The following is a 15,777-nucleotide window of genomic DNA, read 5'->3' as shown; positions in this document are numbered from 1 at the left end:
TCTTTGCTCTTTGCACTTCTTTTTCTTTGCCCTTTTTAGTGTAGCAAAGCGGAAGGATCTAATTTTTTTTCAACAGTCCTCCTTCCCCATCTCACTTTTATTACTTTGGATAGTTAAACTCTCAACAAATATAAAATATTAATTAAGAAAAATTTGATAAATAACTTGAAAAAAGTGACATCTCCAAGACCGCTGCTCTTAAGCAAAAGCTTCAAAATCTCGCAAATTCAAATCCTTCTAGCTGATAGTCTGACTATTTTTTGGGGAGAATGGCTGGATTTACGTGTGAGGATTGCACAACTTGCTACATCAGGATTAATCTCTCCATTGGTATATATTCTTGCTTTTGGCTTTGGTTTGGGAGGTTCAATTAAACCAGGGGTAGGAATTAGTGGTGATTATAAGAACTACTTAGAATTCATTTTGCCAGGGATGGTGGCGCTGTCGTCGATGACAGTCAGTTTTGTGGGGACAACGTTTTCGATTTGCGGTGACAGACTGTTTACTAAAAGCTTTGAGGAATTGTTGCTTGTTCCGGTGCATCCTTTAGCTTTGCATATTGGTAAAATGCTAGCGGGAGTGATGCGGGGGTTGTTGACTTCGCTGGGTGTAATTTTGATAGGACTGCTGTTTACTGGTAACTGGCGTTTTTTGCACCCGTTATTTTTGTTATTGTTGGTGCTGAGTTGTGCAGTTTTTTCAGGATTGGGGGTAATTGTCGGGTTAAGTGTGCGATCGCTTGAAGCTGTCGGACTCTACAACAACTTTATCATCATCCCCATGTCCTTTTTGGGAGGAACTTTCTTTGACCCAAATACATTACCAGCAGCTTTAAAAGTTGTAGTTTATTTGTTACCGCTTACTTATGCCAGCTTAGGACTGCGTGCAGCTGCTTATTTGCCATTGTCGCAGTTTCCTTGGTATAGCATACCGATTTTGTTAGTGATGGCGATCGCTCTTTCTCTCTGGGGTGCTTACATTTTTGCTCACCAACAAGATTAACGTGGCAAAACTTATAATGGGTAATTGCATATTCCATATTTCACTCTCGAGGAAATGCTAATTCGCACCGCCACACCAGACGATGTACCCAAAGTATTACCAATGGTTGCCAAAATTTGCGCCTTGCATGAAAATTGGGACACCGCTAAGTATGGATTTTTACCTCATCCAGAACAGCGTTATGAAAAATGGTTGACGCGGTTGGCTACTAGCAGCGATCGCTCCGTCTTGCTAGTAGCGGAAGATGAAGGTAAATTGGGGGGGTTTTTAATCGCGACAGTTGAGCGAGAAATTCCAATTTACCGTTTAAAGGAATATGCTTTTATTCACGATATCTGGGTTGAACCAGAATATCGCCAAAATGGAGTAGCGCGACAAATGGTGATGTTGTGTGTCGATCGCTTCAAAGAAATGGAAGTTCAGCAAATTCGGCTTGATACCGCAGCAGTCAACGAAACTGCGCGGCGATTATTTGCATCCTGCGGTTTTCGCATCAGCACCATAGAAATGCTTAAAGAGTTAGGAGTCAAAAGTCCATAGTCAAGAGTCATTAGTTATTAAACTCTTGACTGTTGACTGTTGACTGTTGACTAGCTAGCTAAAAGTGTTTTCTCCAGAGGTGTCCAACGGAAGAAGCGATCGCCTCCTCTCTCGATAATCACTTTCACTCGTGGTTCTATACTAGGCAAAGCCGCTAAATATTCAACTTCCTGATTGGAAAGAATATGCCCTTCAATAATCCACAACACTAGACCCTTTGACTTTGGTGGTAGCTGTTCTAACTGATAGTTGACAACTGGTGGCACATAGTATACATAGCCTACTGCCGCACCATTAGGGGTAGTTTTTTTACCCAGGTGAGGAGGTCTGATTCCATGAACTCCTGTCAAATAAGCAGCTACATCGCCCAGTCCTCTTGCGGTAATGTGCAGGCAGGCGTAACCAGCCGCACGCAGTCGGCGTTGATACCGACCTTCAAATCCTCCTTCCAGAGGTACGTACACGCCAAGAGCGCCAAATTTTTCCAGGTCGCGAATTAAAGGTTTGCCAGTGGTTATTAGTGCCATAGATTTTCGTCTTATCCCACTTAGATATCTCTATTATTCACTGTTAATCGATATATTTAGTTAGATAACAAACTTATAAGTTAGATTAGCTCTACCTGCTGTTATCACCTAAGCTACATATAATATAGGTTTTTTTAATATTAGTCATTCATTTAATAGTGTTTTCAGATTCCCCAAGGCTTGGAAAGCGCTTTGCCTGGAACGTTGTGCGATCGCGTGCTGACCTTCGCGCCTCTCTGTTTGTCTGCAAGATGAACCGCGACTTCTAGTCATCAGCCGCCGATGTTAAAGCCTCCTACACCCTCTTTTCGCAAAAAAAATTATAGACAAACGTAAATAGATGATCTATATTATTAGATTGTGACCAAAATCGGAAATTAGTTTACCTGATAATTACCATTCCTAGCTAGTTTTAGCATTTAGGGCTGATAATTAAATTCCAAATGTGATATAATCGCTCGGATGGGTAAGAAGCTGATAAACTAAAGAAGCCTTGAGTCAACTTAGGAGCATTGGAATAAAAACCAAAGCGCAACCTAAGGAAAAAAGCGCGTTCCAAAATGCGTTTATTTTGAAACTAGGCAAAAGATTAAGCGATCGCTTAACGTTTTTAGTCAAGTAAAAACTGAGCAATCATCATGGTTTGATGACATTGCATCAGTTTCAGTCAAGGGATACTGAGCGTTTATAGTATGCTTAAGTCCCACTGCAACACGGACACATGAAGTGCGTTCCGCAAGGAAGCCTGTGGCATCGCTTGTCGTTTTCACTTCTAAAGTCAAGAGCAGTGTCCGAAGAGAAAGTGCCAGAGCAATCGCTTGGACGAAGCATTGCTGCACAAAGCACTTGCGCTATAAAGCAAGCGCAAAGCTAATTTCAATCATTGATGACTTCCAATTGGCAAGGCATTTTTGGCTGTTCTGGTGAATAAATGAGTGAAAATAAACGGATTCAGCAACGCGATTAACGATACGCTTGTTGCTGCACAGAAGCGTCCACTTGCGGCAAAATGCCCAGAATAAGGCATTTAAACTGGTGTGTGTTTGTGAATCCGATTTTAAAAGTAAGTAGATAAGGAGAGCCAGTAACTGTGTCTGTAGGCATTCTCGGCACCAAACTGGGCATGACCCAAATATTTGACGAAGCAGGAGTATCCATTCCTGTCACCGTCGTCCAAGCAGGACCATGCACAGTAACACAAGTAAAAACAAAACAGACCGACGGTTACTCTGCCATTCAAGTTGGCTATCGTGAAGTGAAGCCAAAGGCTTTAAACAAGCCGTTGCTGGGACATCTGGCAAAATCAGACGCTCCAGCATTGCGTCACTTACGGGAATATCACATTGAGAACGCTAGTGAGTATTCTTTAGGTCAACAGATTACGGCAGATATTTTTAGTGCAGGTCAAATTGTAGATATAAGCGGTAAAAGTATCGGTCGCGGTTTCGCGGGGAACCAAAAACGAAACAACTTTGGTCGCGGACCCATGTCACACGGTTCTAAAAACCACAGGGCACCCGGTTCGATTGGTGCGGGTACAACACCCGGTCGTGTCTATCCAGGTAAGCGGATGGCAGGACGTTTGGGTGGGAAGCGCATCACAATTCGCAAGCTGACTGTAGTGCGAGTAGACCCAGAACGTAACTTATTGCTAATCAAGGGAGCTATTCCTGGTAAGCCCGGAGCATTGATAAGTATTATTCCAGCCAAAAAAGTTGGTAATTAGTTAGTGGTTAGTGGTGAGGCAGCGCGGTCATGTTCGTTACCCCCATGAGCGACTGCCGAACCCGAAGGGTTAGTGGTAAGTAGTTAGTGGTTAGTGGTTAATAGAACTAACAAATAACAACCAACAACGCTCCAACTAACAAAGAACAAATAACAACTAACAACTAACGAACATGCAAAGGACAAAAAAATGACATTTGAGTATGTAGTCAAAAATTGGCAAGGAGAACAAGTCGGAGAAAAAAGCTTCGATTTGCGAGTTGCCAAAGAAGAAACGGCGTCTCATATTGTGCATAGAGCCTTAGTGAGACAGATGACCAATGCTCGCCAGGGAACTGCCAGTACAAAGACCCGTGCAGAAGTTAGAGGTGGTGGTCGCAAACCGTGGCGGCAAAAAGGTACAGGAAGAGCGCGTGCAGGTTCAATTCGTTCACCTTTGTGGCGTGGTGGTGGTGTAATCTTTGGGCCAAAGCCCAGAGATTATGACCTGAAGATGAACCGCAAAGAGCGGCGTTTAGCATTGCGGACAGCGTTTGCCAGTCGGATTGACGATTTGATTGTAGTAGAAGAATTTGGCAACGAATTTCAACGCCCGAAAACCAAAGAATTAGTACAAGCGATCGCGCGTTGGGGTTCACAACCAGAAAGCAATACACTTTTAATCTTGTCGGAACGCACCGAAAACGTTTATTTGTCAGCTCGCAACATCGAAAAATTAAAGTTAATTGCCGCTGACCAACTAAACATTTACGACTTGCTGCACGCTGACAAAATTGTAATTACAGCACCAGCTTTAGAAAAAATCCAGGAGGTCTACAGTGCCTAACTTTGACCCCCGTTATTTGCCCGACTTAGTGCGTCGCCCAATTGTCACCGAGAAAGCGACGATTGCGATGGAGCAGAATAAATACACTTTTGAAGTAATTCCTAAAGCAACCAAGCCAGAAATCAAAGCCGCAATTGAAAACTTGTTTAATGTCACGGTTGTGAAAGTGAATACCTCAAGACCACCTCGCAAAAAGCGGCGCGTTGGTAAATTTATTGGTTACAAACCCCAATACAAGAAAGCCATTGTCACAGTGGCACCTGGGGACGAAGACAAGATTAGACAAGTTCTATTCCCAGAAGTGTAAAAAAGTTAGGAGTTATGAGTTATGAGTTATGAGTTAAATTCAATTCCTAACTCTTAACTCCTCACTCCCAACTCCTAACTCCTAACTTAAAACTCCTAACTCAAAACTAAGATTATGGGTACTCGTTCTTATCGCCCTTATACCCCCAGTACTCGCCAAGTTACTATCTCCGACTTTGCGGAAATTACCAAAAGCGAGCCGGAAAAGTCCTTAACGACACACAAGCATCGTCCTAAAGGTAGAAATAACCAAGGGCGAATTACTAGTCGTCGGCGGGGTGGCGGACACAAACAACTTTACCGGATTATCGACTTTAAACGAGATAAGCGGAATATACCCGCGAAAGTTGCAGCGATTGAATACGATCCAAACCGCAACGCCCGGATCGCCCTTTTGTTTTACCAAGATGGCGAAAAACGCTACATTCTTCATCCCAACGGCTTGAAAGTCGGGACAACAGTTATTGCTGGACCTGATGCGCCCTTTGAAGATGGTAACGCCTTACCATTGTCGAATATTCCCTTGGGTACTAGCGTTCACAACGTCGAGTTAACCCCAGGAAAAGGCGGTCAAATCGTTCGTTCCGCCGGTGCTACCGCGCAAGTTGTGGCAAAAGAAGGAAATTACGTTACCATCAAACTGCCTTCTGGTGAAGTCCGAATGATTCGGCGCGAATGCTACGCCACCATCGGACAAGTTGGTAACACCGATGCCAGAAACCTGAGCGCAGGTAAAGCAGGAAGAAACCGCTGGAAAGGTCGCCGTCCTAAAGTTAGAGGTAGCGTCATGAACCCAGTGGATCACCCACATGGTGGTGGTGAAGGTCGCGCTCCCATTGGTAGATCCGGTCCTGTGACACCTTGGGGTAAACCTACCTTGGGTATGAAGACACGCAAGCGCAAGAAACCAAGCAGCAAGTTAATTGTACGTCGTCGTCGTAAGTCTTCTAAACGCGGACGCGGCGGACGCGAGTCTTAAAAAGTATGAAGTATTCAGGATGAAGTCTTAAGTGTGATTCATCCTTAATCCTTCATTCTTTATTTTCATCCTTTATCCTTAATCCTTCATCCTTTACTATGGGTCGTTCTCTAAAAAAAGGTCCCTTCGTTGCGGATCATTTACTCAAGAAAATTGAAAAGCTCGACGCAATCAACAGAAAAGAAGTTATTAAAACTTGGTCGCGAGCTTCAACAATTTTGCCTCAAATGGTAGGACATACCATCGCGGTTCACAACGGACGCCAACATGTGCCAGTTTTTGTCAGTGACCAAATGGTAGGACACAAATTGGGTGAATTTGCCCCGACACGCACATACAGGGGTCATGGCAAAAGTGATAAAAAAGCAGGGAGATAGTTATTGGTTAATGGTTATTAGGAGCGTGGGAGCGTAGTTAGAGGATAGTGGGAGCGTCGGAGCGTAGTTCAGAAAAGAACGCTTTTAATAACTTTTAACAACGCTCCTAATAACAACCAACTTTTAACAACGCTCCAATTAACTACCAACTAATAACCAAAAAGGAGAAACTTATGGCAACTGATACTAAAGAAGTAAAAGCGATCGCCCGTTTTGTACGCATGTCTCCCTTTAAAGTGCGTCGCGTACTCGATCAAATTCGCGGCAGATCCTATCGAGAAGCGCTGATTATCCTGGAATTCATGCCCTATCGTGCCTGCGAACCAGTATTAAAGCTGATTAGAAGCGCTGCCGCTAATGCCGAGCATAACGCTGGGCTAGATCGCGCTCAATTGGTGATTACTCAAGCATACGCCGATCAAGGTCCAGTCCTAAAACGGTTCCAACCAAGAGCGCAAGGTCGAGCTTACCAAATTCGCAAGCCGACATGTCACATCACAGTAGCAGTTGCGACTGGTGCGGCTGAATAATACCAAGAGCGAAAATAGAATCTTGAAGATGGATTGTTGAAACAAAGATAAAATCACCATTTCACAATCCCAAATCTCAAATCTAAAATCCAAAATGGTATAAGCTTCTCTCAGTAAAAAAATTGCGTACAGTCAGAAATTTTAGAGGAACTATTTGTGGGACAAAAGATTCATCCAGTCGGTTTTCGACTGGGTATTACTCAAGAACACCAATCACGTTGGTTTGCCGTTCCTGACCGTTATCCAGAACTTCTTCAAGAAGACTACAAACTCCGCAACTACATAGAACAAAAGCTGGGTAGATACGCTCAAAACAACGCCGGTATTTCGGAAGTGCGAATTGAGCGCAAAGCAGACCAAATCGACTTAGAAGTACGCACGGCTCGACCGGGTGTAGTTGTAGGTCGAGGTGGACAAGGTATCGAAGCATTGCGTACCGGACTTCAAGATTTGTTAGGCGGCAATCGCCAAATTCGCATTAACGTAGTTGAAGTACAACGAGTTGATGCCGATGCTTATTTAATTGCGGAATACATCGCTCAACAATTGGAACGCCGCGTTTCCTTCCGTCGGGTAGTGCGTCAAGCCATCCAACGCGCTCAACGCGCTGGTGTGCAAGGCATTAAAGTTCAAGTTGGCGGTCGGCTCAACGGTGCAGAAATTGCCCGGACAGAGTGGACTCGTGAAGGTAGAGTACCTCTACATACCTTACGGGCTGATATTGACTACTCTTACTGCACCGCAAAAACCATTTACGGCATTCTCGGTATCAAAGTGTGGGTGTTCAAGGGAGAAATCATTCCCGGACAGGAAGAAGCTCCAGCACAACCAACAACACGCGATCGCGAACCTCGTCGTCGTCAACAACAACGCCGTCGCCAACAATTTGAAGATCGTTCAAATGAAGGATAGTCCATAGTCAAAAGTCTATAGTCAAAAGTCCACAGTCCAAGATTTTTTGACCATTGACTCTTGACCATTGACTCTTGACCATTGACCATTGCCCAATTAGCAAATCATGTTAAGTCCTAGAAGAACTAAATTCCGCAAACAACAACGCGGACGGATGAGCGGTGTAGCTACCCGTGGTAGCAGCCTGAATTTTGGCGATTTTGCGCTCCAAGCACAAGAACCAGCTTGGATCACCTCCCGGCAAATAGAGGCTTCGCGTCGAGCAATGACTCGTTATATCCGCCGGGGTGGTAAAATCTGGATTCGTATTTTCCCAGACAAACCTGTAACCATGCGTCCCGCAGAAACCCGGATGGGTTCCGGTAAAGGTTCGCCTGAGTTTTGGGTAGCAGTAGTCAAGCCAGGACGGATTTTATTTGAAATTGCTGGCGTTAGTGAAGAAATCGCTCGCGAAGCCATGCGCTTGGCAGCTTTTAAGTTACCAATTAAAACTAAGTTCATTTCACGCTCCGAATCGGAGCCGCAGGAGTAAGTCATGCCTCTGCCTAAGATTTCAGAAGCAAGAGAATTAAGTGACGAAAAACTGTCTGATGAAATTCTTGCTGTGAAAAAGCAACTATTTCAATTGCGCTTGCAAAAAGCAACCAGACAATTAGAAAAACCCCATCAATTCAAACATGCTCGACACCGTTTAGCCCAGTTGCTGACAGTAGAGACAGAGCGCAAACAAAAAGCAACTGAATTGGTTAAAGAATAAAAGTAGGAGATTATGGCAGTCAAAGAACGAGTTGGTTTGGTAGTGAGCGACAAAATGCAGAAAACGGTGGTAGTCGCCATTGAAAACCGCGCTCCTCACCCCAAGTACGGCAAAATTGTAGTGAATACCCAGCGCTATAAAGTCCACGACGAAGAAAACAAATGCAAAGTGGGCGATCGCGTTCGCATTCAGGAAACTCGACCTTTGAGTAAAACCAAGCGCTGGCAAGTCACAGAAATTCTCAACACTAAAGCTACAACGTAATAGTTAGAGCGAAAACGCGCCAACGCCACAAGGAAGAAAAATTGTGATTCAACCCCAGACCTACCTCAATGTCGCAGATAATAGCGGCGCCCGCAAATTAATGTGCATCCGCGTTTTAGGCGGAGGCGGAGGAAACCGTCGTTATGGCGGCGTAGGCGATAAAATTATCGCCGTTGTTAAAGATGCCATTCCTAATATGGCAGTAAAAAAATCTGATGTCGTGGAAGCGGTTATTGTCCGCACCCGCAAAGCCATGAACCGTGATAGCGGTATGAGTATCCGCTTTGACGACAACGCCGCAGTAATCATCAACAAAGATGGTAATCCAAGAGGTACGCGGGTTTTCGGACCAGTGGCACGGGAATTGCGCGAGAAAAACTTTACCAAAATCGTTTCTTTGGCTCCGGAGGTGCTGTAATGTCAAAACAGCCGAAACCTAAAGTTTTTCATAAAATGCACGTCAAAACTGGTGACACCGTGCAAGTGATTGCCGGCAAAGACAAAGGCAAAGTTGGTGAAATAGTCAAAGCACTTCCCCAAGTTAGCCAAGTCGTTGTTAAAGGCGTCAACATTAAAACTAAGCACGTCAAACCCCAAGGCGAAGGTGAATCGGGACGCATCGTCACCCAAGAATTCCCAATTCATAGTTCCAACGTAATGCTTTATTCAACCAAGCAAAACGTTGCTAGTCGCATCTGCTACACCACAACCCAAGAAGGGAAGAAGGTACGGATGTTAAAGAAAACCGGCGAGATACTTGATAAATAGTTAGGAGTGAGGAGTTAAGAGTTAGAAATTGACTTTAACTCATAACTCAAAACTCAAAACTCATAACTTCTTCCCTGACAAAGACCAGGGATAAACAGGAAAAAAATTATGGCGACAACAAGACTCAAAAATTTATACCAAGAGACAATCGTCCCCAAACTGATGAATCAGTTTCAATACACCAACGTTCATCAGGTACCCAAGTTGCTAAAAATCACCGTGAACCGGGGATTGGGGGAGGCAGCTTCCAACGCTAAAGCCTTAGAAGCCTCGTTAAGCGAAATTGCGGTGATCACAGGTCAAAAACCGGTAGTCACACGGGCGAAAAAGGCGATCGCTGGCTTCAAAATTCGCCAAGGAATGCCTGTTGGGATCATGGTGACACTTAGAGGCGAACGAATGTACGCCTTTATTGACCGACTAATCAGCCTTTCTTTGCCTAGAATTAGAGACTTTCGCGGCATTAGTCCCAAAAGCTTTGATGGTCGGGGAAATTACACTCTCGGCGTAAGAGAACAGTTAATTTTTCCAGAAGTCGAGTACGATAGCATCGATCAAGTACGTGGTATGGATATTTCCATCATCACCAGCGCAAAAAATGACGAAGAGGGACGCGCGTTACTCAAAGAAATGGGAATGCCCTTTCGCGATCAATAAGTAACTGTTATACGAGGGAACGATGGCGGCTAACGACACAATTGCAGATATGCTGACGCGCATCCGCAATGCTACTATGGCGAGGCATCAAACAACACTAGTGCCAGCGACAAAAACAACCCGTAGTATTGCCAAAGTGCTTCGTGAAGAAGGCTTTATTTCCGAATACGAAGAAGCAGAAGATGGAGTAAAGCGTAACTTGGTGATTGCACTGAAATACAAGGGTAAAAATCGCCAGCCTTTAATCACTGCCTTAAAGCGGGTAAGCAAACCAGGCTTGCGGGTTTACTCTAACAAAAAAGAATTACCACGGGTATTAGGCGGTATTGGCATTGCCATTATTTCTACATCCAGTGGCATCATGACCGATCGCGAAGCGCGACGTCAAAACTTGGGTGGTGAAGTGCTTTGCTATGTTTGGTAAGAAAGTTAGTGGTTAGTAGGAGCGTAGATAGTGGTTAGTAGATAGTGGTTAGTAGATAGTAGGAGCGTAGTTCATAAAACAACTAACAACTAACAACTAACAACTAACAACTAACAACCAACAACTAACAAATAACAAAGGATAAAAATTTATGTCTCGAATTGGTAAACGTCCAATTACAGTCCCCGCTAAAGTACAAATAACAATTGATGGGACTTTAGTTGTAGTCAAAGGTCCAAAAGGTGAACTTTCTCGCGACCTGCCGACTAATGTGATTGTCTCTCAAGAAGGGGAAATATTACAAGTAAATCGGCGCGATGATTCCCGCACATCTAGGCAGCTACACGGCTTATGCCGTACTTTAGTTGCCAACATGGTAGAAGGAGTTTCCACAGGTTTTCAACGTCGGTTAGAAATTCAAGGGGTAGGTTATAGAGCACAAGTTCAAGGTCGTAACCTCATCTTGAATATGGGTTATAGCCATCAAGTGCAAATTGCCCCACCAGAGGGAATTCAGTTTGCAGTTGAAGGTACCACTAACGTCATCGTTAGCGGGTATGACAAAGAAATAGTAGGCAACACCGCAGCAAAAATTCGCGAAGTTCGCCGACCAGAACCTTATAAAGGTAAAGGTATTCGCTACGCCGGTGAAGTGGTCAGACGTAAAGCTGGTAAGACTGGTAAAGGTAAGAAGTAAAAATGAAACTTACTCGCAAAGAATCTAAACAGCGTCGCCATCGACGCGTCCGTGGAAAAGTAAGCGGTTCTGAAGAACGTCCCCGTTTAGCTGTATTTCGCTCGAACGAGCATATTTACGCTCAGGTAATTGATGATACCAAGCATCACACCATTGTGGCGGCTTCGAGTGTAGAACCAGATTTGAAATCTAATTTGGCTACAGGAGCGAACCGAGAAGCTAGTGTGCAAGTTGGCAAGTTGATTGCAGCGCGATCGCTCGAAAAAGGCATAACTCAAGTAGTTTTTGATCGCGGTGGTAATTTATATCACGGTCGCATCAAAGCCTTAGCTGATGCCGCACGAGAAGCCGGCTTAAATTTCTAAGATTAGTAATTAGTTAGTGGATAGTAGTTAGTGGTTAGTCGATAGTAGAGCAACCAACTTTTAACAACGCTCCAATTAACAACGCTCCAATTAACAACGCTCCAACTAACAACCAACAACCTACATAGCATTAATTATGGCAACCGAGCGTAAAAACAAAACAAAACGCGCTAAAAAAGAAGAGACAACTTGGCAAGAACGGGTGATTCAGATCCGACGCGTCAGCAAAGTCGTTAAGGGAGGTAAAAAACTCAGCTTCCGAGCGATCGTTGTCGTTGGTAACGAACGCGGTCAAGTTGGCGTGGGAGTAGGTAAAGCTTCAGATGTAATTGGTGCCGTTAAAAAAGGCGTAGCCGACGGCAAAAAGCATCTGATCGAAATCCCCATGACCAAATCCAACTCGATTCCCCATCCTATTGATGGCACCGGTGGTGGCGCAAAAGTAATAATGCGACCAGCATCTCCAGGAACCGGGGTAATTGCCGGTGGTGCTGTCCGTACCGTATTGGAGTTAGCCGGAGTTCGCAACATTTTAGCCAAACAACTTGGCTCCAACAATCCACTCAATAATGCTAGAGCCGCAGTTAATGCCTTATCTACTCTGCGTACCTTCGCTGAAGTTGCCGAAGATAGAGGCGTTCCCATTGAGAATCTCTATATCTAAGTAGTTATTTGTTCTTAGTTAGTGGTTAGTAGGAAACTCAACACTCAACCAATGACTAACAATTAACAACGCTCCAACTAACAACTAACAACTAACAGCGTTGCAATTATGAGACTAAATGATGTTCGTCCTCAAAAAGGCTCGAAAAAACGCGGTAAGCGTGTAGGTCGGGGTATTTCTGCTGGTCAAGGTGCCAGTGCTGGTTTAGGTATGCGGGGTCAAAAATCTCGCTCTGGTAGCAGCACCCGACCTGGATTTGAAGGTGGTCAACAGCCGTTGTACCGCCGTATCCCTAAGTTAAAGGGCTTTCCAATTATTAATCGTAAAAATTACACTACGATTAATGTAGAGAAACTAGCCTCCCTTCCTGCCAATACAGAAGTTACTTTGGAATCTTTAAAGGCATCAGGTATTATTACTAGTGCCAAAGCACCATTGAAAATTTTGGGCAATGGGGAGTTGAGCGTTGCGCTAAATGTCAAAGCAGCAGCTTTCACAAGCCAAGCTCGAAGCAAAATTGAGGCAGCTGGTGGGAGTTGTGAAGTTATATGAATGATGTTCGCGTAGCCGCGTGCCTCTCGTAGAGAAGCGTCTCCGTAGGAGAAGGATGAAGGATGAAGGATGAAAAATATATACTTCACATTTTATACTTCTGACGATCGTACTTCACACTTCACACTTCATACTTCATACTTCAAAGGTAGCCCTTTATGATTAGTCGAGACAAAGCCCCAACGGCTCAAGAAACTTTTATGCAGATGGCGCAAGCAGCTGGGCTAAGAGGTCGGCTGCTTGTCACCGTCGGTATTTTAATTTTGATTCGCCTAGGCATCTTTTTGCCCGTGCCAGGAATTAATCGAGAGTTGTTTGGTCAAGCTATCCAAAATAACAGCGCTATATTCGGCTTGTTAGACATATTCTCAGGACGCGGACTTTCTACTTTGGGAGTCTTTGCCTTGGGCATCTTGCCTTACATTAACGCTTCCATTATTATCCAATTGCTCACGACTGCGATTCCAGCTTTAGAAAATTTACAGAAAAATGAAGGCGAAGCTGGACGGCGAAAAATTTCCCAAATTACACGCTATGTATCTTTAGGTTGGGCGATTGTTCAAAGTGTCGCTTTTTCGGCATTTTTCTTACAGCAATTTGCCGTGAATCCGGGTCCGGTTTTTGTAGCAGAAACAGCGATCGCTCTCACGGCTGGTTCTATGTTCGTTATGTGGGCATCAGAACTAATCACCGAGCGAGGCATTGGTAATGGAGCATCTTTGTTGATTTTTGTCAACATTGTCGCCTCACTACCAAAATCTTTGGGCGATACCATCGACTTGGTACAAGTCGGCGGTCGGGAAATAGTCGGGCGTGTAATTGTACTAGTCTTAGTGTTCTTGGTAACGATTGTTGGGATTGTCTTTGTTCAAGAAGGAACGCGGCGCATCCCAATTATTTCCGCTCGTCGTCAAGTTGGTCGGCGTGTTTTGGCAGAGCAACGTAGTTATCTACCCCTGCGGCTAAATCAAGGCGGTGTCATGCCGATTATTTTTGCGGCTGCCATCTTGAGTTTGCCACTTTTGCTCGCGAATTTTAGCAAAAATCCGGACTTGATTAATATTGTTAACACTTATTTGAGTCCGGGTGGTTCTGCGCCTTGGGCATACTCGCTGATTTACCTCGTTTCTATTGTTTTCTTCAGCTACTTCTACTCTTCGTTGATTCTTAACCCAGTAGATGTGGCGCAGAACTTGAAAAAAATGGGTTCTAGCATTCCTGGCGTTCGTCCGGGTAAAACAACGAGCGAGTATATTGAGCGCGTGACGAATCGACTAACTTTTTTAGGTGCTATCTTTTTGGGCTTGGTTGCGATTATTCCCACTGCTGTCGAAAGCTCTTTAGGTGTGCCAACTTTTAAAGGACTTGGCGCAACTTCGTTGCTAATTCTGGTTGGTGTGGCGATTGACACAGCAAAACAAGTCCAAACTTACGTCATCTCTCAGCGCTATGAAGGAATGGTGAAACAATAGTGACGCGATTAATCTTCTTGGGACCGCCTGGAGCTGGTAAGGGAACTCAAGCTCAAAACTTAGCTTACGAGTGCAATATTCCCCATATTTCCACGGGTGATATTTTGCGTCAAGCAATGAAAGAGCAAACCCTTTTAGGAATCAAAGCTCAAAATTACGTTGATAGCGGCGAGTTGGTTCCCGACCAGCTAGTGGAAGAGCTAGTGCAGGAGCGCCTCAACCAACCGGATACTAAGTCAGGATGGATTTTAGATGGCTTTCCGCGCAAAGTAACGCAAGCAGTTTTTTTGCAAGAATTGCTGCAAAAAATGCACGTTCCTAACGGTGAAAAGGTGGTCAATCTGGATGTACCAGATGATGTGGTGGTAGCACGTTTACTCGAACGCGGACGAAAAGATGATACTGAAGAAGTGATTCGTCGTCGCTTAGATGTTTATCGCAATGAAACTGCACCTTTGATTGATTATTACGGAGCGAAGCAACAACTCGTCATCGTCAATGGTAATCAATCCCAAGAAGAAGTCACTAATGAACTCAAGAAGGTAATCGCTTTTTAGTTTCACTCATGGGGACTCCTTGGAGGACAAGGAGGACAAGGGGGACTCCTTGGAGACAAGGGGACTCCTTGGAGACAAGGGGACTCCTTGGAGAATAATTCTTCTTTCCCCCCATCCCCCCATCTCCCCATCTCCCCACTCCCCCACTCCCCCTTAGGGCAGGATGAATTGAAAATTTCGCTAAAATATATTAAGAAACTGTTGATATAATCGCTCCTTTGTGTTCTCTTGCAGATGTAATTACTGCAACTGTCGGAGGAGACTGTTGAATTGAGGAAAAAATAAATTGTCTAAACAAGATTTGATTGAAATGGAAGGCACTGTCACAGAGTCCCTACCAAATGCGATGTTTCGCGTTGACCTGGACAATGGCTTTAATGTTCTGGCTCATATTTCTGGTAAGATTCGCCGGAACTATATCAAGATTTTACCTGGCGATCGCGTCAAAGTCGAGTTAACTCCCTACGACCTAACTAAGGGTAGAATCACTTATCGACTGCGGAAAAAGTAGGTAATGGTAAAACTTTTAACTTGAGGTAAATATTATAGCCTAAGGAAGATGCGATTTAAATTGAAGGTACTATTACCGAAGTCTTACCATAGGCGGTTTTGTTGAACTAGAGAATGGCTCGACTGTCAAATCTCACAAGTTCCACCCTTGAAAAGAGACAATGCGTCTAATATCTTGGCTTACCTCCCCCGGCATCGTCACTATATCAAAATTTTAGTTGGCGATCGCGTCAAAGTGAAGTTAGATAATAACGACCAGAAAAAAGGCAGAATCACTTATCGACAGTTCAAAGAAGTAAGTATATGTAGAGAATTTTACCATAAACAACTAGATTTGGTGTTTACCAAAAATTTAACTGACTAAAT

At 44.2% G+C, this 15,777-nt stretch carries 26 protein-coding genes; 25 read left to right on the top strand and 1 reads right to left on the bottom strand.

From position 1 onward, the window contains the following. The first annotated feature begins 174 nt into the window (after nucleotides 1-174). Both PI95_RS08005 and PI95_RS08000 read left to right on the top strand, forming a co-directional pair. A complete protein-coding gene (locus tag PI95_RS08005; protein WP_039754969.1) occupies nucleotides 175-1,002 on the top strand; it encodes an ABC transporter permease in 828 nt (275 codons plus the stop codon). Between the two features lie 54 nt (nucleotides 1,003-1,056). Further along, nucleotides 1,057-1,542, top strand: coding sequence for a GNAT family N-acetyltransferase (locus PI95_RS08000; RefSeq protein WP_039754968.1), 486 nt, complete (start codon nucleotides 1,057-1,059; stop codon nucleotides 1,540-1,542). A 50-nt stretch (nucleotides 1,543-1,592) separates the two neighbouring features. Here the strand turns inward: PI95_RS08000 and PI95_RS07995 are convergent, their stop codons facing one another. After that, entirely contained in the window at nucleotides 1,593-2,069 is a 477-nt protein-coding gene (locus tag PI95_RS07995) for an NAD(P)H-quinone oxidoreductase subunit N (protein ID WP_039754655.1), read from the bottom strand. 1,090 nt (nucleotides 2,070-3,159) lie between these two features. Here PI95_RS07995 and rplC point away from each other — a divergent pair. The 23 genes from rplC to PI95_RS07880 all read left to right on the top strand — a co-directional run bounded on the left by rplC (nucleotide 3,160) and on the right by PI95_RS07880 (nucleotide 15,775). Continuing rightward, nucleotides 3,160-3,795 (top strand): 50S ribosomal protein L3, encoded by a 636-nt coding sequence (gene rplC, locus PI95_RS07990; RefSeq protein ID WP_039754654.1) that lies wholly within the window; start codon nucleotides 3,160-3,162, stop codon nucleotides 3,793-3,795. Nucleotides 3,796-3,984: 189 nt separating this feature from the next. Beyond that, nucleotides 3,985-4,620, top strand: coding sequence for a 50S ribosomal protein L4 (rplD, locus tag PI95_RS07985; RefSeq protein ID WP_039754653.1), 636 nt, complete (start codon nucleotides 3,985-3,987; stop codon nucleotides 4,618-4,620). Continuing rightward, a complete protein-coding gene (locus PI95_RS07980; protein WP_039754652.1) occupies nucleotides 4,613-4,927 on the top strand; it encodes a 50S ribosomal protein L23 in 315 nt (104 codons plus the stop codon). The genes rplD and PI95_RS07980 overlap by 8 nt, the downstream gene beginning before the upstream one ends. 114 nt (nucleotides 4,928-5,041) lie before the next feature. Continuing rightward, nucleotides 5,042-5,905, top strand: coding sequence for a 50S ribosomal protein L2 (rplB, locus tag PI95_RS07975; RefSeq protein ID WP_039754651.1), 864 nt, complete (start codon nucleotides 5,042-5,044; stop codon nucleotides 5,903-5,905). 98 nt (nucleotides 5,906-6,003) lie between these two features. Next, nucleotides 6,004-6,282 carry a 30S ribosomal protein S19 gene (gene rpsS / locus PI95_RS07970; RefSeq protein WP_039754650.1) on the top strand — a complete coding sequence of 93 codons (279 nt, stop codon included), beginning with the start codon at nucleotides 6,004-6,006 and terminating at the stop codon, nucleotides 6,280-6,282. A 173-nt stretch (nucleotides 6,283-6,455) separates the two neighbouring features. Continuing rightward, nucleotides 6,456-6,812 carry a 50S ribosomal protein L22 gene (gene rplV / locus PI95_RS07965; protein ID WP_039754647.1) on the top strand — a complete coding sequence of 119 codons (357 nt, stop codon included), beginning with the start codon at nucleotides 6,456-6,458 and terminating at the stop codon, nucleotides 6,810-6,812. A 156-nt stretch (nucleotides 6,813-6,968) separates the two neighbouring features. After that, nucleotides 6,969-7,724 (top strand): 30S ribosomal protein S3, encoded by a 756-nt coding sequence (gene rpsC, locus PI95_RS07960; protein WP_039754646.1) that lies wholly within the window; start codon nucleotides 6,969-6,971, stop codon nucleotides 7,722-7,724. Nucleotides 7,725-7,830: 106 nt separating this feature from the next. After that, nucleotides 7,831-8,256, top strand: a complete 426-nt coding sequence (gene rplP, locus PI95_RS07955) for a 50S ribosomal protein L16 (RefSeq protein WP_039754644.1) — start codon at nucleotides 7,831-7,833, stop codon at nucleotides 8,254-8,256. 3 nt (nucleotides 8,257-8,259) lie between these two features. Further along, nucleotides 8,260-8,481: a 50S ribosomal protein L29 gene (gene rpmC / locus PI95_RS07950; protein ID WP_039754643.1), complete on the top strand. Its 222-nt coding sequence runs from the start codon at nucleotides 8,260-8,262 to the stop codon at nucleotides 8,479-8,481. Nucleotides 8,482-8,493: 12 nt separating this feature from the next. Continuing rightward, the gene (gene rpsQ / locus PI95_RS07945; protein ID WP_029635505.1) at nucleotides 8,494-8,745 is read left to right on the top strand and encodes a 30S ribosomal protein S17; all 252 of its coding nucleotides are present in this window, start codon (nucleotides 8,494-8,496) and stop codon (nucleotides 8,743-8,745) included. 43 nt (nucleotides 8,746-8,788) lie between these two features. Then, the gene (gene rplN / locus PI95_RS07940) at nucleotides 8,789-9,163 is read left to right on the top strand and encodes a 50S ribosomal protein L14 (protein ID WP_039754642.1); all 375 of its coding nucleotides are present in this window, start codon (nucleotides 8,789-8,791) and stop codon (nucleotides 9,161-9,163) included. Further along, the gene (rplX, locus tag PI95_RS07935) at nucleotides 9,163-9,513 is read left to right on the top strand and encodes a 50S ribosomal protein L24 (RefSeq protein ID WP_039754640.1); all 351 of its coding nucleotides are present in this window, start codon (nucleotides 9,163-9,165) and stop codon (nucleotides 9,511-9,513) included. Before rplN ends, rplX begins: the two co-directional genes overlap by 1 nt. 108 nt (nucleotides 9,514-9,621) lie before the next feature. Next, complete coding sequence (gene rplE, locus PI95_RS07930; RefSeq protein WP_039754638.1) at nucleotides 9,622-10,170, top strand: 50S ribosomal protein L5; 549 nt, start codon at nucleotides 9,622-9,624, stop codon at nucleotides 10,168-10,170. Between the two features lie 22 nt (nucleotides 10,171-10,192). Then, nucleotides 10,193-10,594, top strand: coding sequence for a 30S ribosomal protein S8 (gene rpsH, locus PI95_RS07925; protein WP_029635500.1), 402 nt, complete (start codon nucleotides 10,193-10,195; stop codon nucleotides 10,592-10,594). A gap of 151 nt (nucleotides 10,595-10,745) precedes the next feature. Then, nucleotides 10,746-11,291, top strand: coding sequence for a 50S ribosomal protein L6 (gene rplF, locus PI95_RS07920; RefSeq protein WP_039754636.1), 546 nt, complete (start codon nucleotides 10,746-10,748; stop codon nucleotides 11,289-11,291). 2 nt (nucleotides 11,292-11,293) lie between these two features. After that, on the top strand, nucleotides 11,294-11,656 hold the full coding sequence (gene rplR, locus PI95_RS07915) for a 50S ribosomal protein L18 (RefSeq protein WP_039754635.1): 363 nt from the start codon (nucleotides 11,294-11,296) through the stop codon (nucleotides 11,654-11,656). Between the two features lie 136 nt (nucleotides 11,657-11,792). After that, a complete protein-coding gene (rpsE, locus tag PI95_RS07910) occupies nucleotides 11,793-12,320 on the top strand; it encodes a 30S ribosomal protein S5 (RefSeq protein ID WP_039754634.1) in 528 nt (175 codons plus the stop codon). Between the two features lie 108 nt (nucleotides 12,321-12,428). Then, the gene (rplO, locus tag PI95_RS07905) at nucleotides 12,429-12,872 is read left to right on the top strand and encodes a 50S ribosomal protein L15 (RefSeq protein WP_039754632.1); all 444 of its coding nucleotides are present in this window, start codon (nucleotides 12,429-12,431) and stop codon (nucleotides 12,870-12,872) included. 158 nt (nucleotides 12,873-13,030) lie between these two features. Beyond that, nucleotides 13,031-14,344 (top strand): preprotein translocase subunit SecY, encoded by a 1,314-nt coding sequence (gene secY, locus PI95_RS07900; protein WP_039754631.1) that lies wholly within the window; start codon nucleotides 13,031-13,033, stop codon nucleotides 14,342-14,344. After that, nucleotides 14,344-14,901, top strand: a complete 558-nt coding sequence (locus tag PI95_RS07895) for an adenylate kinase (protein ID WP_039754628.1) — start codon at nucleotides 14,344-14,346, stop codon at nucleotides 14,899-14,901. Before secY ends, PI95_RS07895 begins: the two co-directional genes overlap by 1 nt. 19 nt (nucleotides 14,902-14,920) lie before the next feature. After that, on the top strand, nucleotides 14,921-15,058 hold the full coding sequence (locus PI95_RS07890; protein ID WP_163518706.1) for a hypothetical protein: 138 nt from the start codon (nucleotides 14,921-14,923) through the stop codon (nucleotides 15,056-15,058). A 129-nt stretch (nucleotides 15,059-15,187) separates the two neighbouring features. Next, nucleotides 15,188-15,412: a translation initiation factor IF-1 gene (gene infA / locus PI95_RS07885; RefSeq protein WP_006276978.1), complete on the top strand. Its 225-nt coding sequence runs from the start codon at nucleotides 15,188-15,190 to the stop codon at nucleotides 15,410-15,412. A gap of 147 nt (nucleotides 15,413-15,559) precedes the next feature. After that, nucleotides 15,560-15,775 (top strand): hypothetical protein, encoded by a 216-nt coding sequence (locus PI95_RS07880; RefSeq protein ID WP_201280346.1) that lies wholly within the window; start codon nucleotides 15,560-15,562, stop codon nucleotides 15,773-15,775. The last annotated feature ends 2 nt before the right edge of the window (nucleotides 15,776-15,777 follow it).

The organism is Hassallia byssoidea VB512170 (genome assembly GCF_000817785.2).
Taxonomy (GTDB): domain Bacteria; phylum Cyanobacteriota; class Cyanobacteriia; order Cyanobacteriales; family Nostocaceae; genus Hassallia; species Hassallia carrinoi.
Note: the sequence above shows the minus strand (reverse complement) of the source record. Positions and strands in the feature narration are given on the sequence as shown.